15 protein-coding genes and 19 tRNA genes are annotated in these 23,054 nt (G+C 59.4%); 7 read left to right on the top strand and 27 right to left on the bottom strand.

Annotation, left to right across the window (positions count from 1 at the left end; translation table 11 throughout):
* Positions 1-65 precede the first annotated feature (65 nt).
* The gene (locus G5S37_RS25660) at positions 66-1,091 is read left to right on the top strand and encodes a hypothetical protein (protein ID WP_165207958.1); all 1,026 of its coding nucleotides are present in this window, start codon (positions 66-68) and stop codon (positions 1,089-1,091) included.
* Between the two features lie 150 nt (positions 1,092-1,241).
* Entirely contained in the window at positions 1,242-1,694 is a 453-nt protein-coding gene (locus G5S37_RS25655) for a universal stress protein (RefSeq protein ID WP_165207956.1), read from the top strand.
* Positions 1,695-1,718: 24 nt separating this feature from the next.
* Here the strand turns inward: G5S37_RS25655 and G5S37_RS25650 are convergent, their stop codons facing one another.
* A complete protein-coding gene (locus G5S37_RS25650; RefSeq protein ID WP_165207954.1) occupies positions 1,719-2,918 on the bottom strand; it encodes an FIST N-terminal domain-containing protein in 1,200 nt (399 codons plus the stop codon).
* A gap of 54 nt (positions 2,919-2,972) precedes the next feature.
* Positions 2,973-7,463, bottom strand: a complete 4,491-nt coding sequence (locus tag G5S37_RS25645; RefSeq protein WP_165207952.1) for a protein kinase — start codon at positions 7,461-7,463, stop codon at positions 2,973-2,975.
* Positions 7,464-7,618: 155 nt separating this feature from the next.
* Between G5S37_RS25645 and G5S37_RS25640 the strand changes: the two genes are divergently transcribed.
* Genes G5S37_RS25640 through G5S37_RS25630 form a run of 3 tightly spaced genes read left to right on the top strand, consistent with a single transcriptional unit; the run spans position 7,619 to position 9,472 of the window.
* Positions 7,619-8,434 (top strand): YjbH domain-containing protein, encoded by an 816-nt coding sequence (locus G5S37_RS25640; protein WP_165207950.1) that lies wholly within the window; start codon positions 7,619-7,621, stop codon positions 8,432-8,434.
* Between the two features lie 36 nt (positions 8,435-8,470).
* Positions 8,471-9,067 carry a hypothetical protein gene (locus G5S37_RS25635; protein ID WP_165207948.1) on the top strand — a complete coding sequence of 199 codons (597 nt, stop codon included), beginning with the start codon at positions 8,471-8,473 and terminating at the stop codon, positions 9,065-9,067.
* Positions 9,068-9,085: 18 nt separating this feature from the next.
* A complete protein-coding gene (locus G5S37_RS25630; protein WP_165207946.1) occupies positions 9,086-9,472 on the top strand; it encodes a hypothetical protein in 387 nt (128 codons plus the stop codon).
* 116 nt (positions 9,473-9,588) lie between these two features.
* Here the strand turns inward: G5S37_RS25630 and G5S37_RS25625 are convergent, their stop codons facing one another.
* Together G5S37_RS25625 and G5S37_RS25620 are read right to left on the bottom strand one after the other, a co-directional pair.
* Positions 9,589-10,080: an HNH endonuclease gene (locus tag G5S37_RS25625; protein ID WP_240914712.1), complete on the bottom strand. Its 492-nt coding sequence runs from the start codon at positions 10,078-10,080 to the stop codon at positions 9,589-9,591.
* Between the two features lie 282 nt (positions 10,081-10,362).
* Positions 10,363-11,784: an RtcB family protein gene (locus tag G5S37_RS25620; RefSeq protein WP_165207942.1), complete on the bottom strand. Its 1,422-nt coding sequence runs from the start codon at positions 11,782-11,784 to the stop codon at positions 10,363-10,365.
* Between the two features lie 222 nt (positions 11,785-12,006).
* Here G5S37_RS25620 and G5S37_RS25615 point away from each other — a divergent pair, with 222 nt between their 5' ends.
* Positions 12,007-13,047 (top strand): aldo/keto reductase, encoded by a 1,041-nt coding sequence (locus G5S37_RS25615; protein ID WP_165207940.1) that lies wholly within the window; start codon positions 12,007-12,009, stop codon positions 13,045-13,047.
* A 284-nt stretch (positions 13,048-13,331) separates the two neighbouring features.
* Here G5S37_RS25615 and G5S37_RS25610 read toward each other — a convergent pair whose 3' ends face one another.
* From G5S37_RS25610 to G5S37_RS25595, 4 genes are all read right to left on the bottom strand, one after another.
* Positions 13,332-14,114: a nucleotidyltransferase domain-containing protein gene (locus G5S37_RS25610; RefSeq protein WP_165207938.1), complete on the bottom strand. Its 783-nt coding sequence runs from the start codon at positions 14,112-14,114 to the stop codon at positions 13,332-13,334.
* Positions 14,115-14,286: 172 nt separating this feature from the next.
* Positions 14,287-15,084: a slipin family protein gene (locus G5S37_RS25605; RefSeq protein WP_165207936.1), complete on the bottom strand. Its 798-nt coding sequence runs from the start codon at positions 15,082-15,084 to the stop codon at positions 14,287-14,289.
* A gap of 276 nt (positions 15,085-15,360) precedes the next feature.
* Entirely contained in the window at positions 15,361-16,131 is a 771-nt protein-coding gene (locus tag G5S37_RS25600) for an RNA ligase family protein (protein ID WP_165207934.1), read from the bottom strand.
* A gap of 56 nt (positions 16,132-16,187) precedes the next feature.
* Positions 16,188-17,618, bottom strand: a complete 1,431-nt coding sequence (locus tag G5S37_RS25595; RefSeq protein WP_165207932.1) for a TROVE domain-containing protein — start codon at positions 17,616-17,618, stop codon at positions 16,188-16,190.
* A 139-nt stretch (positions 17,619-17,757) separates the two neighbouring features.
* On the opposite strand from G5S37_RS25595, the gene G5S37_RS25590 reads away from it, so the two are divergent.
* Complete coding sequence (locus G5S37_RS25590; protein ID WP_165207930.1) at positions 17,758-18,048, top strand: hypothetical protein; 291 nt, start codon at positions 17,758-17,760, stop codon at positions 18,046-18,048.
* Between the two features lie 107 nt (positions 18,049-18,155).
* Here G5S37_RS25590 and G5S37_RS25585 read toward each other — a convergent pair.
* From G5S37_RS25585 to G5S37_RS25495, 19 genes are all read right to left on the bottom strand, one after another.
* Positions 18,156-18,221 (bottom strand) — tRNA-Leu (locus G5S37_RS25585).
* Positions 18,222-18,702: 481 nt separating this feature from the next.
* Positions 18,703-18,777: transfer RNA gene (locus G5S37_RS25580), tRNA-Lys, on the bottom strand.
* 21 nt (positions 18,778-18,798) lie between these two features.
* Positions 18,799-18,874 (bottom strand) — tRNA-Leu (locus tag G5S37_RS25575).
* Positions 18,875-19,075: 201 nt separating this feature from the next.
* Positions 19,076-19,170, bottom strand: a tRNA-Ser gene (locus G5S37_RS25570).
* Positions 19,171-19,194: 24 nt separating this feature from the next.
* Positions 19,195-19,270 (bottom strand) — tRNA-Leu (locus tag G5S37_RS25565).
* A gap of 271 nt (positions 19,271-19,541) precedes the next feature.
* Positions 19,542-19,617 (bottom strand) — tRNA-Leu (locus G5S37_RS25560).
* Positions 19,618-19,630: 13 nt separating this feature from the next.
* A tRNA-Arg gene (locus G5S37_RS25555) sits at positions 19,631-19,706 on the bottom strand.
* 29 nt (positions 19,707-19,735) lie between these two features.
* Positions 19,736-19,810, bottom strand: a tRNA-Val gene (locus tag G5S37_RS25550).
* A gap of 25 nt (positions 19,811-19,835) precedes the next feature.
* Positions 19,836-19,908 (bottom strand) — tRNA-Gln (locus G5S37_RS25545).
* Between the two features lie 321 nt (positions 19,909-20,229).
* A tRNA-Cys gene (locus G5S37_RS25540) sits at positions 20,230-20,305 on the bottom strand.
* A 21-nt stretch (positions 20,306-20,326) separates the two neighbouring features.
* Positions 20,327-20,401 (bottom strand) — tRNA-His (locus G5S37_RS25535).
* Positions 20,402-20,934: 533 nt separating this feature from the next.
* Positions 20,935-21,008 (bottom strand) — tRNA-Gly (locus tag G5S37_RS25530).
* A 14-nt stretch (positions 21,009-21,022) separates the two neighbouring features.
* Positions 21,023-21,098: transfer RNA gene (locus G5S37_RS25525), tRNA-Phe, on the bottom strand.
* A 12-nt stretch (positions 21,099-21,110) separates the two neighbouring features.
* Positions 21,111-21,184 (bottom strand) — tRNA-Ile (locus tag G5S37_RS25520).
* A 508-nt stretch (positions 21,185-21,692) separates the two neighbouring features.
* Positions 21,693-21,765: transfer RNA gene (locus G5S37_RS25515), tRNA-Arg, on the bottom strand.
* A gap of 120 nt (positions 21,766-21,885) precedes the next feature.
* Positions 21,886-21,962 (bottom strand) — tRNA-Asp (locus G5S37_RS25510).
* 213 nt (positions 21,963-22,175) lie between these two features.
* A tRNA-Ala gene (locus tag G5S37_RS25505) sits at positions 22,176-22,250 on the bottom strand.
* A gap of 7 nt (positions 22,251-22,257) precedes the next feature.
* Positions 22,258-22,333 (bottom strand) — tRNA-Ile (locus tag G5S37_RS25500).
* A 231-nt stretch (positions 22,334-22,564) separates the two neighbouring features.
* Positions 22,565-22,638, bottom strand: a tRNA-Gly gene (locus G5S37_RS25495).
* Between the last annotated feature and the right edge of the window lie 416 nt (positions 22,639-23,054).

Here is a 23,054-nt window from a genome sequence, read left to right as displayed (position 1 = left end):
ATGCGAGCGCAAAGCAAAGGTCAAATGGGTGGACATTCCCCTGCCGTTCCCTGAAGATACGGGCTGTGTCTTCGGCCACCGTTTCCGCAGCAGATCAGCCAGCCATCCCCTGGTGGCTGTGGCCGAATGTGCTGAGCCTGGATGCGCCCATCGTGGCGGTGCTCTGTCAGGCGGCACTCGCGCGGGCGCACAAGGTGGCGATGCCCCCTTCGGTGTACTGGATTCTCTTCCTCGTGGTGTGGCTCATTTATGTGCTGGACCGCGTGCTGGATGGCATGTCGATCCCGCAGGGGAAACCTCTGTCCGCCCGCCATGCGTTTTACCGCAGGCATCGCCGCTTGTTTCTTTTTCTGGTGGTGCCGGCAGGAGGACTCACGACGCTATGGCTTGCGCTTGCGGAAATCCCCGAAGGCATCTTCTGGCGTGGCCTGGCTCTGGGATTCATTGTCGGGCTGTATCTGCTGCACTTCGCAGCGCGCGGGAATCGTGCGATTTACACGGTGGGAAACATCGTGGCATGCACGATGGGAGGAGTGCTTTTGTGGTCGCTGCCATTGCCTGTGCCATTCAAGATTCTGTATGGCACCGTGCTGATGGCGCTCCTCGCGCTCGCAGTGGGACGGCGTGCGGGGGACTCATTCCGCATCCTTCCGAAGGAGGTCGTGTGCGGCTATCTCTTTGCCCTTGGCAGTTCACTGAGCGTGAATTTTTTCGCCGGCGATCAGCGGGCGCATCCTTTCTCACCGGAGGTGCTGATGCTGGCGCTTCTGTGCTCGCTGAACTGCATCGCCGTTTCCTGCTACGAGCGTGCGGCGAAGACGCATCCCGATCCGGATGGCATCACCCAAATGTGGCCGCACATCGCGCGCCTGTATCCTATGCTGCTGGTTTCGCTGGCGGTGGCGGTGAGCTGGACGCTGAGCCACAAGATGCCTCTGTCGCTCTTTCTTTTCTCAGTGGCAGTGCTGCTCAGCACCATCCTGTTGGGCGTGGTGCATCATCTCGCGAAGCGCATGTCCCCGGAGCTGTGTCACGTGCTGGCGGACGTGGCGATAGCCGTGCCTGTGCTGGTGATGGTGGTGGCAGCCTGAAGCGATGCGCAGAGTGGCCCCAGGGGTGATGCCGCTGCGGCCCGTGAATCATTCTTAAAACAGAAAGAATCGGGCTCTCCGACCGCATCTTTTCTCGAATGGATCGCCTGTTTGGGTGGTCAGACTTGATTGAACAACCACGCCAAGCCTATGAGCACGATTCTTGTTCCCGTGGATTTCTCGGACATTAGTTCGAAAGTGGTGGAGACCGCAGCATCGCTTGCCGAGGCGAGAGGTGATGAAATTACCCTCCTCCATGTAGCGCTGCCGGATCCAGCGTTTGTCGGTTTTGAAGCGGGCCCGGTGGTGGTGCAGGAGGCCGTGGAGCGCGACTTCAAGGAGGATCATGAGAAGCTGGAGAAAATTCGCTCGGACCTTGCCTCCCGTGGACTGGCTGCGGGTTACCTGCATTTCGAAGGCTCGACTGCAGAGGTGATTCTGCGCGAGGCCAGGCACGTCCATGCGGGCCTGATCGTCATGGGATCCCACGGGCACGGAGCGCTTTACCATTTGCTCGTGGGAAGCGTGACGGATGCCGTGCTGCGCAAGACGACTTGCCCAGTTCTGGTGGTGCCCTACACCATGCTGCCCAAGGCCGCCTGAAACCCGGGCGGCCCCGGCCTCAAATCAACTGTCCTCGCGGCGTACGAACAAGACGGCGCTGGCGGTGAAGCCGTGCAGGTACGCCCGCTGGCCCACGCTGCCGATTTCTCCGTTGCAGAAGTAGCCCGCCAGAGGGACCTCGCCGAAGACCTCGCGGATCAAGCCCGCATCGTGACTGGGCGTGCCGAAGAGTTGATTCCCGCGTCCGGCACACGCGAAGAGCAGCGCGGCAAAGGGGAGTGTGCGCAGATCATGCCGCTTCTGCAGCAGCATCTCGCGCAGTTCGTTGTCAGCGGCTTCGCGATCGCGCAGCTGGAACTGCATGGTCTGGCCGACGCGCGGCATCGCACCCACGGCGAGGATGCCCTGACTCGGATCGCCGCCGAGGATGGAGCGCACGAGGAAATCTCCGGTGTGGAATTCATCCACGTACTCCGTCATCGCCAGTCCCACGAGGATGTTTCCCTGGGCCTTCTCGCGCAGGTCATCCGGCAGGCTGTGAAACGCCGCCTGGAGCTGCTCATAAGCATTCACGGAGGCGAGTTGGTGAATCAAATTGTGATCGGCCTTGGTGATGGTGAGCGGTTCGCCGATGGGACGGCAGCCCTGGCTCACGAGCCCGCCAAAATGCAGATCTCCCCGGATGCCGATGGCAATGGCCGCCGCGGCACTCAGTTCCTTGTCGGTGAAAACGAAGAGTTCTTCCCCGCGGAAGCTGCCACTCACCAAGCCACCGTAGGTAGGGGTGCCGCCCATGGCTTCATTCCATCGGCCCATCCAGTCCTCGCCGAGCATGACGGGATTCCCCAGCAGGATCCACCCATTGGCCTCGTCACGATTGAAGCGCTTTGCCTGCTCCCACACCGGACCGGTGGATTCTGGTGGCAGTTCGAAGACGGCCACTTCGTCCTGCGGCACTTGCAGGACGAGCAGTGAGAAGCCGCTTTCATTTTCATCCTCATGGCCGGTGCCGATGAGTCCGCCGGCGGAGCAGCCCACTACGTGCGGACAGCGGGCATGAATCTGGATGAGCTCCGTCAGGTCATGCACGTGCGGCTCGTAGTCACACGAGACAAAAACAAAAGCGATGCCCGCCTTTCCGCGCAAGTGATCATGGGCGCGCGTCGCCGCTGCCTGCACGCGTGTCTCATCATAAGGTCCGATGACGAGCTCGGAGTATGCGCCGCCCGGCAGGTTGGGGGAGCCTTCCGTTTGCTGACTCATGAGATCGCGTACCACTGATGGGATGAAGTTTCAAGGACGGGCATCTGCCATCTTTCATTTCCTGTAGGGAATGCCGTTGAGCTCGCACCATCGAATGGCGTGGGCTTCCTTGCGCTCCGCGGCCTCACGCAGAATTTTGATCGCATCCATGCGAAGCTTTTCAGCCTGGATCGGATCCGCGAGGATTCCTGCGGAAGCCACCTCGTCCGCCTTGAATGGCCGTCCATCATCGGAGTGATTACCGCTGATGAGTCCGGAGAGATACAGCATGCAATAGGGATTTGGTGGATTGAGCTTGATGCCCTTTTCCAAGATGTCCTTGGCCCCGGAGATATCCTTTCCGTGGGGATTTTTCAGAAGTGCCATCGCCAGGACGGGATAGGCCTGTGAGAGACCCTTTGCCACAGCGTTTCTCAGGTGTCCCAGAGCCTGGTCCCAACGTTTTTTGCCGGTAAGTTCAGGCGCAAATGGCTGGCTTGGATCGTCTGGTTTGAAGTCTGTGAGCATGGCCCCATACAAATATTCTCCCTCGCTAACCCCATCCTTCATTGCTTCGATGAGCAGCTCGGCACCCTCCCTGCCTTTCCACGGTTGGGACTCCGTGGGGTGTTTCGGAAGATAGATGTCTGCCAGCAAGAGTTTGGCCTTCACGTCATTTTGGGCGCTGGCGTTCTTGAGGTAGTAGGCGGCGGCTTTCATGTCCGGAGGGCGGCTGCCTACATAGTTCGTGAGGGCATTCCCGTAGCGCCTCATGCATGGGCCATGGAGCAGTTCTGCTCCCTGGTCGAAATATCGCTCGGCTTCTGTACGCCTGTCTGCCCGGTAGGCTTTGTCTCCGAGGATGTAGTAGGCCTCCGCAACACCAGCGTTCGCGATCTCTTGAAGGTGGGGCTCCAGTACGGGGATGGCGTTCTTGAGGTATTGATCCTGCGAATCGTCACGCGGTACCTGCTCCAGGAAGTCCACGCATTCCTTGAGTTCGGCGGAGAGGATTCCACGTGCCTGTTCCGTCACGGTGCTGTCCGGACCTTTCTTGAGCAGAGCGAGGGCTTCTCTCATGCGCTCTTCCTTGCGCGAAGAATCCGCCGCCAGTGAGTTCAACAGTGCTTTTTCAAACGGTTCTGCCCGAGCGGCATCAGAGGGTGAGGAGAGATCGGTGCAGATCTGTTTCAGCAGGGGAATGTCAGACTCCCTGGCGAGAGTGGCAGTCAGGAGGATGTCGTGATACCTCCGCGCTGCCTCGGTGCCGTCCCCGAGTGTCTTGTCCCGGTAGGCACGGAACAGCTTCTCACGAAACACGCTTGCAGCAGGGTCAGTGTCCCAGGACTGATTGGGAAATCGCTCGCGAATCTTGCCCAGTGTTTCATCCAGTACGGGCACTTCTCCGGTGGCAGCTGCGCTGCCGGCAGTGGTGAGGAGCTCGCCCAGTGTCGGGCCAGGCGGGGGAGGAGGAGGTTGTGGCGGAGTTACCACCACAGGAGGCGTCTCCGCATCGGGAGGCCGGTCGTCAATCTGATGTTTGTCACCGAGCATCCACAAGGCGACTCCTGTAATTAAAGCGGCTGCCACCATGAGTCCTGCGGCGGGCAGCAACCAACGCGGAAGAGCAGATTGCTTTGCCTCAGACTCTGATCTTTTCGCCTTGGGTGCTGCTGCTGCCGTTGGTGCCGAGCTCACCGGTGGGACGGGGGGCAGCGGGATGGCAGACGTCACTGTGGGCGTCTGGAGCAGGGGAGTGATGGTAGGTGTGCCCTCTGTTTGCGATGGAGGTGTGCTCGGGATCTCGCTACTTGATGGAGATGATGGCGGTGTGGTGGTGACGACCTCTGACGCAGCAGCAGCGGTAGACGAAGATGCCTCTACGGTATCGGAATCATCCTCAACGCTGGCATTGGAAGCGGAAGCCGGCGAGGCTTCTTCGGCTGTGTCCTGCTGTTCGAAGAGTTCTGCAATGCTCGATGAGGACGTGGAGGTGAAGGTGAGTGTGGAAGAAGCCGTTTCAGATTGTTGCGCTTCTGTTTCTCCCTCTTCCTCCTCCTGTTTCTTCTCCCTCGATTCCGCTGCAGGAGCAGAGAAGCCATTCGTCGAGGTAGTCGCGTCTGTGACGGAGGACTCAACGATCTGTGTAGGCGGAACCGGGGCGTCAGCGGAGATCTTTTGCTCCAGGCTTGATTCCAAATCATCCTCTGCCAAGCCGGAGGATGCAGTCACGGACAAGGCCGATGTGTCAGCAGGAGCCTCCGCCTCGTTCTTCTCCGTGGTGCTCTCGGCTGCAGCAGTCGCTTCGACGTTATCGTTATCTTCCTTCTTTTCCTCTTCCTTGATCTCCGGCGAAGCAGCGGTCTCCAAGCGCTGTGATGTCGTCCGCGAGGGCAGGATGATGGTTTCCGTCTCGTTCGGTGACTTGGCTTCGGCAGCAGGCTCGGTGGATTCTTGTCCGCGGTTCCAGGTCTGGGTCTGCTCCACACCGGGCGTGGAGTTCTGCACCGTAGCCGAGCTCGAAGTTGAGCTCTCGCTGGAGGTGGTCGCGGGGCTCTGCTGAGCTTCCTCGACAGGAGGTGTCGCTTCTGCCTCAGGCGCTGAGGGTGCAGCGTCGGGCTCTGTCCCAGCTGCCGGTTCACTTCCGCTTTCGCTCGAGGGTGCTAGATTCTGTTTCTCGATTTTTCCAGTGAACTCTTTCGCGTGCTCTGTGGAGAATTCGCTCGAGTCTGCTGCCGCCAGATCCGCGAGCATGCGCCACGAGGTCAGCATCACGGTGGCTTCGGCAGAAGTGGTGATTCGTGAAGTCTCGTCCGTGCGGCGCGTGGCCCGGGTCTGTTGAAGAGCTTCAACAAACTCCTCCGCCCGCGTCCAGGTGGAGTCCGTGAGCGCGGTGCGCAGGGTGTCATTCTGGCGTTGGGACAGGGTGGCCAAAGGAATGAACCGTGGCACGCGCGACCAGGTGCTGGGCACGGCGCCACCCAGGCACTGGTAGGCCAGCAGGGCCAGGCGTTGCACCAGCTCCTGCGGCGTGGTGGCTTCCATCCGGAAGGGCCCCTGGGTCAGGCCGATGGCTGTCTCATCCGCCGGGCGCAGCGTGGTGAGGAAGGAGTAGTTGATCGGGCTGAGCTTCGGCACCACCTCGAAGGTTTCGGTGGTGAGCGAGGTCACGGCAGAGGATGTAGCCGTCACCGAAGAGGAGGCCGTTTGCGTGAGTGGATGCATCTCCGTGCGCGGCACGTGCTTCAGGAAGATGCCGGCTGGATCCAGATCCGCCGTGATGAGATCATTCGCGATGCAGGTGTCGATGGCAGAGGCCAGGCGGTGGATGATGCCGATGGCCTCAGCGAGCGGGAGCTGCTTCACCTTCCGCAGGTGATCGAGCAGGGTCTGGTTGCCCGGATGTTCGGTCACCACCATCCATCCCGCGCCTTGTCCGCCGCTCGTGGGGAAGACCGTGAGGTGACGCAGGATGTTGGGGTGGTGGATGTCGATCGCACGCCGCGCATCTGCAATCACTCCCTGCACGGCCTTGGGGTCGCTGAAGCGATCATTGCGCAGAAGGTGGAGCCGCACGGCTCCGCTCAGCGTGTCCTGCCCTTCATAGATCATCCCCCACGGTTTGTTGCGTGGGTTTCCCTCCACCTGGAAACGCTGCTGCCACTCCGTGTAGCTGGTGCCGGATGTGGCGAGCGCACGCAGGCAGTCGTGAATTTTCTGCCGCAGTTCCTTCGCGGTCTGCGGTCGATTGACCGGTTCCTTCTCCAGCAGCTTGCCCAGCAGGTCGCGCACTTCGGCGGGGACCCAGAGCAGGCGGCCCAGAGGGGGAGCGGTGTGCACCTGGTCAAAGAGCACCTTGTGCAGTGAACCTTCGAAAGGCGTGCGCCCTTCCAGCATGTACCACAGGGTCAGGCCCAGGGCGTAAAAGTCGGAGCGGCTGTCCGGTGGCACATCCTGCACCTGCTCCGGGCTGGCAAAGACGGGTGTGCCCAGGAAGATGCCTGCCTGCGTTTGCAGTGCCATGGAGTTTTGCGCCTCTGCATGGAGTGGTTTCGCGAGGCCGAAGTCGATGAGCTTCACCCGCAGGATGTCCTCCTCCACCGGCTCGAGCATTATGTTCGCCGGCTTGATGTCGCGGTGCACCATCTTGTGTTTCTCCGCGGCGCCGAGCGCCTCGCACACCTGCAGGGTCACCTCCAGCGCTTCCTTGACTGGCATGGGGCCGCCCCGCTGTACGCGGTCCTTGACCGTCTCCCCCTCCACGAACTCCATCGCGTAGAAGAAGGTGTTGTCCACCATGCCCAGGTGGTACACGCCGGCCACATTGGGATGCCTCAGCCGGGCGGCTGCTTGTGCCTCACGCTGAAAGCGCTGGCCTACTTCCGCGTCGCCCAGGAGCTGGGGGCGGATGACCTTGAGCGCCACCCGGACTTTGAGATTCGTGTCCTCCGCCAGGTACGTCACGCCCATGGCGCCCTCCCCCAGTTTCAGGGGACGGCCTTGCTCATCCGTGGCCACACGGTAGTGCTCAAAGCGGAGTGGCTGGCCTGTCGCTCGTTCATCCACAGAAAGGGAATCTAGTAGTGGTTCCGCCTTTGTCCACCTCGTCGCACGCCCGGGACTCGGCGGCCCGACACCGCTGTATGAAACCTTTTTTGCTTGTCGGGCTGCGGTCGCGGTATGTAGGCTGGTGTCGCATCGACCAACAGCCCACATCAACCATGAGACCGACGTTTCTCCTGACTCTCAGTGCGCTGGCCGCGGCCGCGCTTTCCATTCCCGCGCAGGCGGGTGAGGTGACCCTCTCCTCCAAGAATCCAATCCCACCACCGCCCCCCATCGAAGACTACGTCGGCGGGCGTGGCCTGCTGACCATCCAGGGCCCCACGGGTCTCTTCATCAACCCCACCTCTGGCACCATGCCGGCGGGGTCCTTCACCGCGCAGTACTGCTTCTTCCTGCCGAACAATGATTCGGATCCGGTGATGGCTCACGGCGCGCTACTTTCCTACGCAGTCACCGATTGGCTGGAAGTCGGTGGCCTCTTTGGCGCAAAGGACATCGACGCAGGTGGCGACCTCTTCTCCGGCGGTCCCATGGTGCGTGTGCGCCTACTCAAGGATGAAGGCCCCATGCCCGAACTGAGCGTGGGTAGCTACATCTTCCTTGGCGACGAAGAGAACTACAATGCCTTCATCGCCCTCTTCAAGCGCTGCGAGATCTCCCAGGATGGCTTCCTTCGCTCCGTGGGCTTCCATGCGGGTCTGCGCCAGACCTGGATTGAAAAGCCCGGTGATGATCCCAGCGACACGCCGGTGGGTTACTTCGGTCTCGAAGTGGAGCTTCCCTTCCGCTTTTACCTCGTGGGTGAAGTCTCCACCAAGGATGAAGACCTGAGCGATGAAACGCCCTACGCCTTCGGCGTGCAGTGGCGTCTGGGTGGCATCAATATCAGCGCAGCCTTCACCGAGCCCGGGCTCGATTTCGTGGATGAGCCAAGCTTCTTCTTCGGCATCGGCACGCAACTCAGCTTCTGATCCGATCGCGTAACAAACAAGAAAGCGATTCCCACCATGACCCGCCGTGAAACACTTTTGAAGATTGCCGGTATCGCCGGAGGTCCGGTGTTTCTGGCGGGTTGCAACATGGATGCCGTCCGCCGTGCGGAAGCCCAGCTGGGCGACCGCATGCGCCGGCCCGGCACGGGCGTGCAGTTCAGCGGCCTGCCGGAAGTGGTGAAGGTGATGGTGCTCGCCACCTACCCTGCCACTCCCAAGCAGACCCAAGTCGCGGAACAACGTGCACGCACGGCCGTGGCGACCATTGCACGCCGTGAAGGCAAGAAGACAAACGTGAAGACCGTCGATCGCGGTGGCAATCCCGATGCACGGGGCACCGTGGTCATCGACAGCATTCCCGCGAAATCTGAAGCAAGCGAAGTGCAGGTGGCGGCCGCTGCTCTCCGCGCGAGCTCTGGCACCTCGATCATTGCCGTGGACACTACCCCGGACAAACGCCTCCAGGGCGAAGGCACGGTAATGCTCTGGAATACCGAGACCCAGCGCTTCGTGGGCAACAATGTGTATGATATATCCTCACCCCCTGCCAAAGGTCAGGTAGCCCAGTGGGGCAGCACCACGGCACGCTACGTGGGTAGCGGGACGTTCTAGCCATTGGCTTTTTGAGGGATGACGCCCGAGGAAAAGAAAGAGGTCATCTACGAGGCCATTCTGAAAATGGTCATTTGGGACGAGCCCAAGGAAGCCATCTTCAAGAAGCTCTTCGTGAATGGCTTCGAAGGGGCTGAGGGTGAAGGGATGTACCGCCAGGCAAGGAGCGAGAGGATTGCGTCCATTCGTGGGGACTGCGCGAAGAAGGCAGGCTTCGGCCTTCTGTGGTTTGCCGGAGCCGCCGGACTATTCTCCGCCTTCTGGTATGGCGTGGGAGGCATCACGAGGAATGTGCTGATGATCGTTTGGGTGTGTGCTGCCATTGGTGCTTGGAAAACCATCGGAGGACTCGTGGGCATCGCCACAGCAGCGTACAAGCGTGGTTCGCTGGCGGACATGGATTGAGGCCTGCAAATTTCCGCACAACGCAGATGGCGGAGACCGCCAAAAAGGGAAAAGAGCCCAAGGATCTCTCCTCAGGCTCTCAACACTTAGCTATCCACTCTCAACTTTCCCGGCCATCACCCGAGGAAGTGTTCCCAGTCGCGCACGCCGTGTAGGTTTCGAATCGCCATGCTGGCCGGGATCGCCCGCGGTGTCACGGGCGTCTGGCGCAGGCGAAGTCCCGCTTCCTGCGGAAGTTTGCTTCCCTTGCGGGAGTTCACTTCACGGTGCGCGAGCACGCAGTTTTCCCACGTGGACTTGCCTCCGCGGGACCGCGGAACGACGTGGTCGATGTTGCCTTCGCCGGGCGCGAGCTTGCGGCCCGTGTACTGGCACAGGCCACCGTCACGCTGCCAGATGCCACGCGCACTGAAGCGCGGGCGTCGCAGGGGCATTCTGGCATAGTGCGCAGACACGATCACCGTGGGAATACGCAGCGGTCCGCTTGTGGTGCGCACCGACTGGTCATGCTCACGCACCGGCAGCTTCTGCCACTGGTCCCATGTCACGGGGATGATGGAGGCATCGTCTTGCACATCAAGACCGGTGGCGGCACCAGTGGACATCATACAGAACGCCTCAGCCGGAGTCTTCACGTGAATCGCCTGCCAGTTTCGGTTCAGCACAAGAACAGTTGGGAGATGAAGGTGCATAGGATCAAGATTGTCGGTATAGGATGAGTGGATAAAACATGATGTGAAATGATACTGAATGTGAGTCTGGCTTCTGGCACTCCGGTTGACCCATGAGCGGAACAGCGGCGGCACCCAAGTGACCAGCGACCTCTTGGTCACCTACTGCTTGAGACACTCACCACCGTCCTACCGCTCACCGGACCACTGTCGCACCGGCTAGTCCTCCGCCTTTTCACCCGCAGGCGCCATCTTCACCAGGCGAGGCTCGAACTTGCCGAGCACATCGACCAGATCCGTCTGGGCGGCCATCACGGTGTGGATGTCCTTGTAGACACCGGGGTTTTCATCGAGGCCGGCGGAGAGGAGCTCGACACCGGCGGCGGCGAGCTGCTTCTTGACGCCACTCCACGTGAAGGACTGCAGGGCCTTGCTACGGCTCATCACACGGCCTGCACCGTGGGACGCGCTGTGCAGGGACTCAGGCTGACCCTTGCCACGCACGACGAATCCTGCGGTGGCCATGGAGCCAGGGATGATGCCGAGCACACCGGAACCGGCCGGCGTCGCGCCCTTGCGGTGCACGATCACCTCGCGTTCCTTGCCGTTCACGACATGGCGTTCCTTCCAGGCGAAGTTATGATGGTTCTCGATATCGAGGATCACATCCGCACCCAGCTTCTTCGCAATGTACTTGTGGATCACCCCATGGTTCGCCGCGGCGTAACGCCCCATGAGGTTCATGGCGGCCCAGTATTCCTGGCCGTCTTCCTCATCGAGTGAGAGCCACGCGAGATGCTTGAGTTCCTTCGGCAGATCGTCATGGCGGGCCATGGCGCGCTTGCTGTACAGGTCACACACCTGGGCGCCCGTACCACGGGATCCGCTGTGGGAAAGCAGCGCGAGGTATTCGCCCGCGCGCAGTCCGCCATTTCCAGCAGCCTGCAGCTCATACGCCTGATCATCCGTCACAGTGAACGCTCCGAACTCGACAAAGTGGTTGCCACTTCCGCTCGTTCCGAGCTGGCTCCACGCCTTGTCCTTGAGACGGTTCGTCACGCCCGTGATGCTCCAGTCCTCGTCCATCACCTCGTGGTTGCGAGGCTGCTTGAACTCGGCGCCCATGCCGAAGCGCGTTTCGCTCTCCAGCAGGTTGGCAAGACGGTCCTTCTGACCCGGAATGCTGTTCGCCTTCAGGTCATACACGGAGAGCTTCATGCGACACGCGATGTCCACACCCACGGCATACGGGATCACCGCATTGTCCGTGGCGAGTACGCCGCCGATAGGCAGGCCGTAACCGAGGTGCGCGTCAGGCATGAGCGCGCCCGCCACTGCCACCGGCAGGACACACGCGTTCGCCATCTGCTGCACGGCGTTTGCATCGAGATCAGCACCCCACTGACGCCACGGCGCGGGTTCCGCGCGTGGGACATAGGCAGGGCGGCTGAGCGCCTGGGCGAAAGGAGCACGGAGTTCATCCGCGAAGTACGCAGCAGGTTCCGCCACGATCTTCGTGACTTCGCCTTCGAGCTGCGCACCCACACCTCCCTGAGCCATGAAGTTGCGAATGAATTCATGGGCGAGATGCACGGCTTCTCCAGCCGGAACGCCGATGCGGATGAGGTCTTGGGTATTCATGAAAAAATGAGAGTGAAATAGGGATAAGTAAAAAGAGAAAAGGGAAGGAGAGGGATGCTCCATGATGACAAAGATCCCGGGATGTGGATAGACCTCCGGCTGCGGTGTTTGTTCTTTTTGGTCGTGATGGGACGAGTCCCAAAATTTTTTAACTCAACCTCCCGCCTGCTGAAAGCGTACCCTAGACGGCAACCCCCAACTCCACCATTCATCTATCATCACATGGAATACAGACTTCTCGGCGGTTCAGGATTCAAGGTCCCCGCGCTCACTTTTGGTACCGGTACCTTCGGTGGTACCAATGAGTTCTTCAAAACATGGGGCTCTACGGACGTGGCAGAGGCCACCAAACTCGTGGACATCTGCCTCGACGCCGGGCTTACCATGTTCGACACGGCGGATATCTATTCCGACGGTGCATCTGAGGAAATCTTGGGCGGCGCTATTAAAGGTCGACGCGACAAGGTGCTCATCTCAACGAAGGCCACCTTCCGCAGTGGCGAAGGCCCGAATGATGTGGGTTCCTCCCGCCACTATCTCACCCGTGCCATTGAAGGCTCCCTCAAGCGCCTCGGCACGGATTACATTGATCTCTTTCAACTCCATGGCTATGACGCCCTGACCCCTGCGGAGGAAGTGCTGGGTACCCTGGATGACCTGGTGAAAGCAGGAAAGATTCGCTACATCGGCTGTTCCAATTTCTCCGGCTGGCATCTCATGAAGGCCTTGTCCGTCTCCGAGAGATACGGATTCTCCCGCTATGTGGCGCATCAGGCCTACTACTCACTCATTGGTCGCGAGTACGAATGGGAACTCATGCCGTTGGGACTCGACCAAAAAGTCGGCGCCGTCGTGTGGAGTCCGCTGGGGTGGGGAAGACTCACCGGCAAAATTCGCCGCGGCCAGCCGAAGCCCCAGACCAGCCGCTTGAACGAGAAGATCGCGGTTGATATGGGACCCCAAGTCGAGGACGAGTATGTGTACAAAGTTGTCGACGCTCTCGATGAAGTGGCCAAGGAGACCGGCAAGAGCGTACCTCAAATCGCGCTGAACTGGCTCCTGCAAAGACCCACCGTCTCCAGCGTGATCATCGGCGCTCGTAATGAGGAACAGCTTCGCCAGAACCTCGGCGCCGTGGGTTGGAATCTCACCAAGGAGCAGGTCGCCAAGCTCGACGCCGCCAGCGCTGTGCCCTTGACCTATCCCTACTGGCACCAAGCCGGCTTCGGCGAACGCAATCCGTTCCCGACTGCGACCGCCTGATACAATAGCTGCCCAAGATGCTGCTCCGGCATCGTGGCCGAGTTTCTCCGAAACTCGCTGCGCGCTGAGCAGCCCCTGTCGATGACCTCACAAGCAGGTACACCAACCCATTCAATGAAGCTCGCTGTCTGAAAGACAGCAGGAACCCAGCCCAGGGTTAGGGAGCCTTAGCGACCGACACCCTGGGTCAGGATAAAATAAACTCATCGCCCTGAAGGGGCGAAGGAGAATGTGAATATGCCTGTCGGCGATGCTTCACCGAGCACCACCGACAGGCCAATCATTCACGACACCCCTTCAAGCGCATACCTGCGGAAGAACCGATTCAGCTCTTCCACATCACCCGCCGCATCCTGCGGCTCCTTGAGCGCATCCAGCCGGGCCAGTTCCTCGCGAACAAAACGCGACAGCACCTCATCCGGCGCTGCTTCGTCCAGTTCATCACCGGCCTGCTTGCGCTGCACCAGCGCATCGAGTGCCTGACGCACCTCCGGCTCCTCCAGCGCGGCTTCCACCAGCTCAGAGAAGAGCATCGGCACCTGGCCAAGCTCACGCTCCAGCCAGCGACAGGCCAGCAGCGGCCTGAAGACATACAGGTACTTCTTCAGACTCACGCGTTCACGACCTTCCAGGTAGTGGCGCCAGTTGCCAAAGGCCATGTGCAGGTAGTGCGCGAAGCATCGCCGCGGTGAGTAGAACTCCTCCGCCAGCGTGCTGAACTCCGTGGTGAACATTGGATCCCGATGATAAACCACCGGCGACTTCAGCCACTCCAGCAGGGGCGGATTGCTCTTCCTCAGAAGCTTGAGAGCTTTGCGCAACTCCCAGCCACTGACATCGAGCTCATCCAAAACAGGAAGCTCCACGACATCGCGACGTTCATCCACGGAGAGGTACCAGTCACGGTTGTGCACATAGAGGAAGCGCACGTCATAGTCGCTGTCACGGGAGGCGAATCCCCACGCACGGCTGCCGCTTTCACAGGCATAGAGCACGCGTAGTCCGCGTTCGGTTTCGAGATTGGAAAGCGTTTCTCGGACGCGTTGATATACTTGGGAGTCGAACATGGGGCTTCTATCGGTGTGGGGTTGAGAGAAATTGATTGGCTTGGGGAGACGGCCGCATTGATGCGCAGCATCACTTGGAGTGCTGAGCTTGCTCCAGCTTCCCGAGGCAGCTTGCTGCTGTGTACGTCTCCTGAGGTCTACCCAAAATGAGGACGTCGAATCACGAGGAGAATCACACCGCGCTCGCATCATCACTGTTATCGGTATTCACTCCGCCGCGCCCTCGCAAGACTGGCAGCAGCGCGGACAGATCATTCATCATGTAAGTCTGCCCTGCGCCCTTCGCTTCGAGCGTTTGCAGGAAGCGCAGCGTGGTGAGTCCTGGATGGCTTTCCATCAGGCGGGCGGTGTTCGCGAGATGACGCAGCGCCGCGGATTCTCCGCGGGCACGCTCCAGGGCGGCCTGGCTTTCCTGCTTGGCCTTGAGCGTTTCGCTGAAAGCCTTGCGAAGGTCACCAGGCAGCATCACGTCGCGAACTTCCACCGCATGCAATTGCACGCCGACGGATTCCGCCACCGTCTGCACTCCGGCACGAAGCTGCTCGCTGATGGCCGCACGCTGTTCCAGCAACGCTTCCGCAGTGATGCCTCCCACCGCCACGCGCATCGCGGCTTGGGTGGTGTTGTAGAGATGGGTGAGGTAGCTATCCGCCACGAGCACACTCTTCGCAGCATCGACAATCTGCATGGTGAGCACCGCGCTCAGCTTCACGCTCACATTGTCCGCTGTAAGCACTTCCTGGCCGGCGACCTGAAGCAGCGTCTTGCGCACGCCAATCACATCGACGCGGAAGTTGCGGCCCCAGCGCACATGACGACCCGCGCGGAGTGTATCCACCAGCCGACCTTCATGGTACAGGAGACCTTCACAGCCCTCAGTGATAAGACATTCGTAGTGGTAGCGCACCCACAGCACACGTGCCGTGATAAGGCACGCAGCCAGGATGAGAAGTTGGTATTCGAGATTCATGGGAGTTGTTGAGTGGTTGATTGAGAAAGAGGTAATCACGACAGCGGCCGCCGCTTCATGGCGGGCGACGTGGCAAATGCCCGTCGCGCATGGCCATGTCGGGGCTCGCACGGGGTGCAGGCCGCTGGCGTGACTTGCTTGTTGGGAGTCGAACCCAGTTTCCCTTCCGGTTATGAGCCAGATGAAGCCAAGAGTGTCACGATGCGCGGAACTCCGTGTCGGTGATACCGGCGGGCCGCTTATGACATGCTTGGAGAATTGATGTACTCGGCAGGATTACCTGCCAAGGGTGCGCTGATAGTCTTCAAATCGCAGCTTGGCGATCTGACTGCGATCCGCCGTGCGAGCCACGATGCCTTCCGCCTTGCCCAGAGCAGCGCCGTCCAGCCTGGCCTTGCTCTCCGCAAAACCATTCAGGAAGTCCCGCGCATCGGTGAGACCTCGTGGCCACACATCGCAAGAGTAGACTCCGGACATGGGTACGCGCGCGAAGCCAAAACGAGCGGCCAGCGCATCACAAGCGGACACAGACGCGAAGGTCTGTCCGCTGTGTTCCCGCCAGGCAGAGATCTGTTCTGCGGGTCTGGCAAGCATGTCGCTGACCAGGTCTGCCTTCAGAAGACAGACATCGAAGAGGCGAAAGCCCCTGGTGCCTTGACTGGCATACTGCTTCGCCGCCGCACCAACCCCGTGACCGTAGACTTCACCGTAGAAGACCACGACGGCTTCTGTGAAGCTGTGGTCACGCAGTTGGTGGGCAAAGTCACGAAGTGTATCCACAATGCCGAGTGCCGGGTTGTGAATCAGGTCGCCAGTGGCCCAGAGCAAATCTTCGCGACTGCCGATGAGTACCCCTTCCGGAGTGCACACAAGCCGCGCATTGGTGCCATCCACCTTTTCGGTGACATGGACATCACTGGTGAAGGCCACATTCACCTCCGGCGTGAGCCGCCCTTTGTCACCCAACGCATGGTAGGTCGGGATGGACGGATACTTGGTGAGAGAGTTGAGACGGGAAAGGTTTGCGAGGGTGAGGAGTGGCTTCATGAAAAGAGAGTGCCCGCCTGATGACGTGCATCAGGCGGGCACGGTGAGTGGTTTTGCTACAGCTCAATCGCCTCGATCTGCTTCAGGAACGCCGCCTGATCAGACTCAAGACGCTGGAGCGTGTCGAACGTCTTGTCCGAGAAACCCGCCAGGCAGTACACATCACGCTGCGGGAACTGCAGCGTGCCGTAGCCCTGGAGGTCGAAGGAGAAGACCTTGGGGGACGCACCATACTTCGCCTTCCACGCATCGAAGCTGGCGACCGGCGTATATTGGCCGATCCAGCCCTGCATGTCAGAGAGGATGATGATGCGGTCGTAGGAACTCGCCGCGCGGTTGAAAATCGCGTGGAAGTTCGTGCCGGCGGAGGCGCACTGGCGTTCCAGCCAGTTGGCCACCGTCAGGGTGGAGTCGCGCTTGTTGATGGACACGTACTTCGCATCATTGCTGAAGAGAAGCACGTCGGCATCGTTCGCCTTGGCGAGCGTCGCCGTGAAGAGTGCACCGATCTTGATCGGCTTGCCCATCATGGATCCTGAGCCATCCAGGGCCACGAGGGTCTTGCCTTCGTAGCGCGGGACATTGGCGAGGGAAGCATCCACCGCATCACTGAGCGCGGCGAGCACGCGGCTGACACCCGGAAGACCGGAGCCCTGCAGCGCTTCGAGCGCTGTCGTGAAACGGAACGGCATGACGAGCGACTTCTTGATGAGACGCTCGTCCGTGAGCATCACGATCGCGTCATCGATCGCATCGGGCGCTGTGGCCACGATGTTGCGCAGGTTACGCAGAAGCGCGAAGTAGCCCAGCTTGCGCATGCGGATGAGCTCCGTCCAGGCGTCCTTCTTCAGATCCGCCAGTTCGGCATCACTTTCCGCATTCGCACCGGCCTGCGTCAGCTTCGTTTCCCACGTTTCCGCAGGAGCGAGCGTGCCGTTGACCAGCTTGCGCAGGGCCTCCGTGTGCGGTGGGTGAACGAGGTTCACCAGGTCCACGAGGGAGATCTCCGCGTTCGTCTTGCGGTACTTCGCGATCTGGTATTCGTCGAAACGGGCCAACGCCTTGCCGAGACCCTTCTTCAGGGCGTTCGGGATCGGGCGGCCGTACGTGCCAACGTAACACGCCAGCGTTTCCAGCGCATCATCCGGACGATGCACGACACGGTCGTAGAACGTCGCAGTCCACGGTTCACCCTTCACCGCGTGGGCGAGTTCACTCGCCACGAGGTGGGAGACTGAGCGCATACCCGCTTCCTTACGAGCGTAGAGCGCAGCCTTGGCCACGAATTTCTTGTCACCCGTCTGCGCGACGAGTTCCTTGATGCGCTTCGTAGCGGCATTCGCTGTGCGGTAGTACTGGTCACCCAGGATGCTCGTCAAGAGCAGGGAGGCGAGTTCGAGCTTCGCCGTTTCGACGTAGGCTTCGCCACCGGCCTTGTTGAGGGTGTTGCCACGCGCACGGCCGGTCTTGAGGATATTGAACTTCATGGTGATGGTATATCAGGGTGTACGGGGAGCACGATGAGCGGCCTCTATTTCCCGAAGAGGCACATGGTCTCACTGCCCCGCAGTTTATTTTGCTGCGGCGTGGCATGCCGGCGCGCTCGGCGCAGGCATAGGAAATGAGATGAAAAAAATTCGCGGAGAAAGCAGACAGGCTCTCACACCGCATCGTCAGGAATCGAACCTGATGCCGTTTCCGGCATTCCTCCGACAGGCGATGGCGATCGGTGTGATGGATGGTGGAGGTTGCGAAGAAGTCCCGTCTTCACTACCGCGAAAATTGATTGAAAAATATTGGGGAGAACAGTGGCCGGAGTATTTGTTTGTTAAGAGCAGACGAAGGAACTCCAACCTCACTACCCCGAAGGGTTGGGGCAGAGCGCCGCACATGGCAGACGCTCACAGCCCCGTTTGATACATAGAAAAGATCGGGGAGAACAATGACCGGAGGAATGGCGGCACCATGAATCTCACGATGCCGCCTACCGCTCTACCATTGAGCTACATCAGCTGAGAAATGGGCGCCGATGGCCGGAATTGAACCGGCAACCTGTCGATTACGAGTCGAAGTAACTCCAGTCTCACTGCCCCGAAAGGGAACGTGGCACGCACCTTCAGATGCGCCGCCATCAGATGATACAAAAAAGAAATCGAGGAGAAAACCAATCGGAGCCGATACCGCTCTAACCCCTGAGCTACGATGGCATCGAATAAGCCATCGGCTGGACTCGAACCAGCGACCTGTCGTGTTTGGACGAAGGATCTCCAATTTCACTACCTCGAAATTTGAATGTAGGAGGCCTCTCCAGAAGCCTTGCCGCCGAAAGTGATGATTGCGGAGAAAGTTGACCCGAGACACACGCGAGGATTGCTCCGCACGCTGTGGGATTTGCACCCACGTTGAAGATTCAGGGTTACCCGAACGATTCAATTGACGAAGGAACTCTGGTCTTACTGCCGCAAAGTGGATTCCGGAGAAAAGTGGCGCGGGCATCACCCCCGTAGGTGGAGGTGACAGGAGTCGAACCTGTAAGAACCGAAGTATCCCGATACCTGACTGCCGGAAAATTGGTGGGCTCGCAGGGATATGCACCCTGCTCTTCCGCTTAAGAGGCGGTTGCTTCGCTGCCAAAGCTTCAAGCCCGTAAATGATGAACTGGGAAAATGGTAGTCGCGACTGGACTTGCACCAGCACTACCGGCGCTCTCGACGCCGTGCCTCTGCTATTGGGCTACGCGACCATGAGAAGGATGAATCGAAATGTCCCGCCATGATTCCTGCAGGGGGCCCGCAAAATGAGCACGAGCTTTCGATCTGCCATCCCGTGACCCACAGTTTCCAGATCATGCTGGATAGTTGGTGATGGTGCCGGAGCTCGATGCCGTCGATTGCGAGGCCCCTGCAGGAATCATGGGGCGGAAAATTACAAACACTGATGAAAGTGGCGGAAGAGGCGGGTGCTGCCCCCGCAGTTCCCGATGAAGGGAACACCTGTTTAGCAAACAAGCGCGACGACCTGGCTAGTCGCCTCTCTTCCATGGATGGCAAAAATGGAAATTGATGGTGCCCACGGCGGGAGTCGCACCCGCACTGTACGATGTTTGAGATCGCTGCCTCTGCTGTTGGGCTACGTGGGCGTTGAATTGGCGTTAGAAAAATTGACTAGTTGCCGCCACGGAGTTGGTTGTGATCGATGTCTCAGACCGATCCGTATGGCAAACACAGTCGCTCATCAGCGATAGCCATCATTGCGGCGACATTCTTAATCGCTGGCTATGTGGGACTGTACCTGCTTGTTCGACCTGTCTTATATGGACCACGGTCAAACGTGGGACCTGATGCGCATTGGCAACTGATACTTTTTGAACCATGCTATCGGATTGAGTGCCTATTTTTAGACACTTGAAATGGTCCCGGCGGCAGGAGTTGCACCCGCACTGCATCCGTTCTGAGCGGATTGTCTCTGCTGTTGGACTACGCCGGGGAGAAATTGAAAGTGGTACTCCCGGCAGGACTTTCGCCTGCAACCTCCGCGTTCGAAGCGCGGCACTCTATACATTGAGCTACGGGAGCATTGTTGATGAAATGAAATGGAAGTGAAGTGGTGCGCCAAGACGGTTCTGCCCCGCCGGCCTCCGCCGTGTCAGGACGGCGCTCTTCTATTGAGCTATTGGCGCGGCATGAGACGCACCTTGCAATCGATAACCCCGGATGGATTTGCACCATCAACCTCCCGGGCCAAAACCGGGCGCTCTGCGAGTTGAGCTACAGGGCTGTTCGATATGGGATGTGCCTGCGTATAAAGTGGTCGGGCACCCCGGGGATGCTCCGGGTATCTCGCCGATCCGAACGCCGCGGATTGCTGTCTTCCTCGTGCCCGAGAAAAGGAATGAGTTGAATCGTGAAGTGGAGTCACGGGGAGTCGCACCCCGATCCGCGCCATGCCATGACGCTGTCCTTCTGTTGAACGATGACCCCGTGAAGGATGGAACTGAAGAAATGGTCGGGCCAGCCGGTAACGCTCCGGCTCTCTCAAGTCCCCCAGACTTGCGGATTACTTTCTTCCTCTGGCCCGTGTGTGTTTGTTAGAATGAAATGGACGCGCGACCCGGACTCGCACCGGGTAAGTCGGTTTTGCAGACCGACGGCTCGACGACTTTACCTTTCGCGCGATGAACGGAACGAAACGAAATTGGGGAGACCAACGGGGATTGCACCCGTACCACAGCATTCACAGAACTGGATGCGTACTATTACACCATGGTCTCCATTGAAGATGGAGGTGAGTGATACGAACACTCGAAATGTCCTGATGATGGTGGGCCGCCACGGTGCTGCCCCGTGTTCTGCGGATTAAAAGCCCGCTGCATCGCTGGCAATGCTTGCGGCCCATCGACCGTGAATCTGAAAATGGCGGAGACCAGTGGACATGCTCCACTACCCGCGAGGGTTCGCGGATTCATCCGGCTTCCAACCGGCGGCGGCACGCTGGTCCGCTTTGGTCTCCTCTCTTACCGTGGGAAATTGGCAGCCCCGGGCGGATTCGCACCGTCAACCTCCCGAGTCAGAGTCGGGCGCTCCACTAGTTGAGCTACAGGGCAATTGTGGTTGATAACGAAATGGATCCTCCGGCCGGAGCTGCCCCGGCATGGGTCGCTTTACGAGAGCGGTGCATTGCTGACTCTGCCACGGAGGAATTGCATCTAAGAAATTGGTGCTCCCGCGAGGATTCGCACCTCGTGCCTCGGTCTTCGCAGAACCGCGTGCAGATCTCTTACACCTCGGGAGCAATGGAAAAATGTGGAGCGCCATGCCGGTACTGCCCCGGCACTCTCAACTTGGAAGGATGACGTGCTGCTACTACACCAATGGCGCGTGGATAAACGAAATGGCCGCTGAACCTGGAATCGCACCAGGATTTGCCGATTTTCAATCGGCCGCATTGACTGACTCTGCCATTCAGCGGTGAAAAGAAAGTGGTCCCTCCGCACGGTATTGCGCCGCGGTCTTCCGCTTATCGGGCGGGTGCTTTGCTATTGAGCTACAGAGGGAATAAAAAAATGGTCGCCTGAAACGGTAATGCTCCGCTGTCTTCCGGATGTGAGCCGGTTGCTCTCCTTTTGAGCTATCAGGCGTGAAGGATGAATGTATGAACTTCGAAAGTGGCACCCGCACCCGGTGCTGCCCCGGGATTTTCCGATAGAAAGTCGGATGTGCTACTGTTGCACCATGCGGGCGTGAAGGATGAACCTTGAAAGTGGCACCCGCACCCGGTGCTGCCCCGGGATTTTCCGATAGAAAGTCGGATGTGCTGACTGTTGCACCATGCGGGCGTGATGAATGATCACGAAAATGGCGGAGCACCAGGGACTCGCTCCCCGAATTCCACGAAGTGGAACAGCGGTTTTCAAGACCGCGTCCTCGTCTGGCCGGACGTGCTCCAAAAATGATTGGCAAGAAATTGGCTGCCCGCCGTGGACTCGCACCACGACATGCCGCTTAACAGGCGGCCATTGCTACTTTGACATCAGCGGGCATTTGAAAAGAAAATTGGAAAGGTGCTCCCGGCAGGACTTGCACCTGCATATCTCCGTTTAGAAGACGGATGCCTCATCTCTTCGACCACGGGAGCATGGATGAGGATAAATTGGTCGCGTGCCCCGGTGCTACCCCGGGCGCCTCCTCGCTCCAAACGAGGCGGGTTCGTTGGCTCCCTCGCACGCGATGAAAAAAAAGCGAGGCTGGATGAAATTGGCGGCCTGTGCGGGCATTGCTCCCGCGACCTTCCGCTCGACAGGCGGTTGCTCTTCGTGGCTGAGCTAACAGGCCATAATGAATGAATGAAATTGGTGCGGCGTCCAGGTACTGCCCCTGGCCGGTCTGAGACTCTGGTTTTACGGACCAGTGCGCATCTTTAGCGCTCTACCACCGCATGACGTGGTGACATGAAATTGGTTGCGGGACGTGGAGTCGCGCCACGATGAGGAAGCTTATGAGACTTCCGCGGTTGCTCAACCTTCCCGCGATTGTGTTGTTTGAAATTGGTGGACCGCCAGGGAGTTGCACCCTGCTCTCCCGCGTGCGAGGCGGGTGACCTTCTAGATGATCGAGCAGCCCATGAAAATGGTAGCGGAAGCGGGACTCGAACCCGCGTGTAAGCGGCTTATGAGGCCGCTGCCTTACCCCTTGGCGATTCCGCAGTTGGTAAAATTTATGATTTACGATTGATGATTTTTGATTGGAGGTCTGTCTTCACAAATGCGCCTTTGCATGGCCGCATCGGACCGAAATCAAAAAATCACTCATCACAAATCATCAATGATTTGAATTGGCACGGCGTCCCGGTGCTGCCCCGGTCCCACAGAGTTTTGGAGACTCCGTTGCGCAGGCTGGCGCCCGCCGTGTTCTCTTTTTGTATGAGAGATGAAAATTGGAGCGGCCAGCCGGAATTGCACCGACATCCCCTGAATGGCGTTCAGGCGTCCTGCTCTTGGACGATGGCCGCATAAAAAGGAGCGGCGCAGGGAGTTCTGCCCTCAGGCAGTGTCCTGCGCCGCTCACGACTAAAAAGAACAAACACCGCTGCCAGCTCGGAGAGCTCACACCCGCAGGACGTTTTCACGGCGGATTTTTCGGTGTTTGAGGCACACCTCCCATTGCGCACGCACCTTATACAAGTGCATATGCATAAGCCTTTGAAGCTGTAATTCTGAAATCGATATGGTCCGCATAACGGGAATCAGGTCATGGCTCCTCCGGTCCGGAAAGTCCGTTCAGAGGACTCCGGCGGTTTGACAAAGGCGGCTGCTACGGCGACCGTACTACGGTTGCCGGCCAACTTCTGTCTTTCGCAAAGGGACTGGAGGGAGTGGGTGACCGATTCCGCTCCGCCGTCAGTTGCAGCTGATGGCGGGGCTTTTT

It is taken from the genome of Roseimicrobium sp. ORNL1 (assembly GCF_011044495.1).
In the GTDB taxonomy this organism is placed as follows: Bacteria; Verrucomicrobiota; Verrucomicrobiia; order Verrucomicrobiales; family Verrucomicrobiaceae; genus Roseimicrobium.
This window is presented reverse-complemented; position numbering and strand designations above follow the sequence as displayed.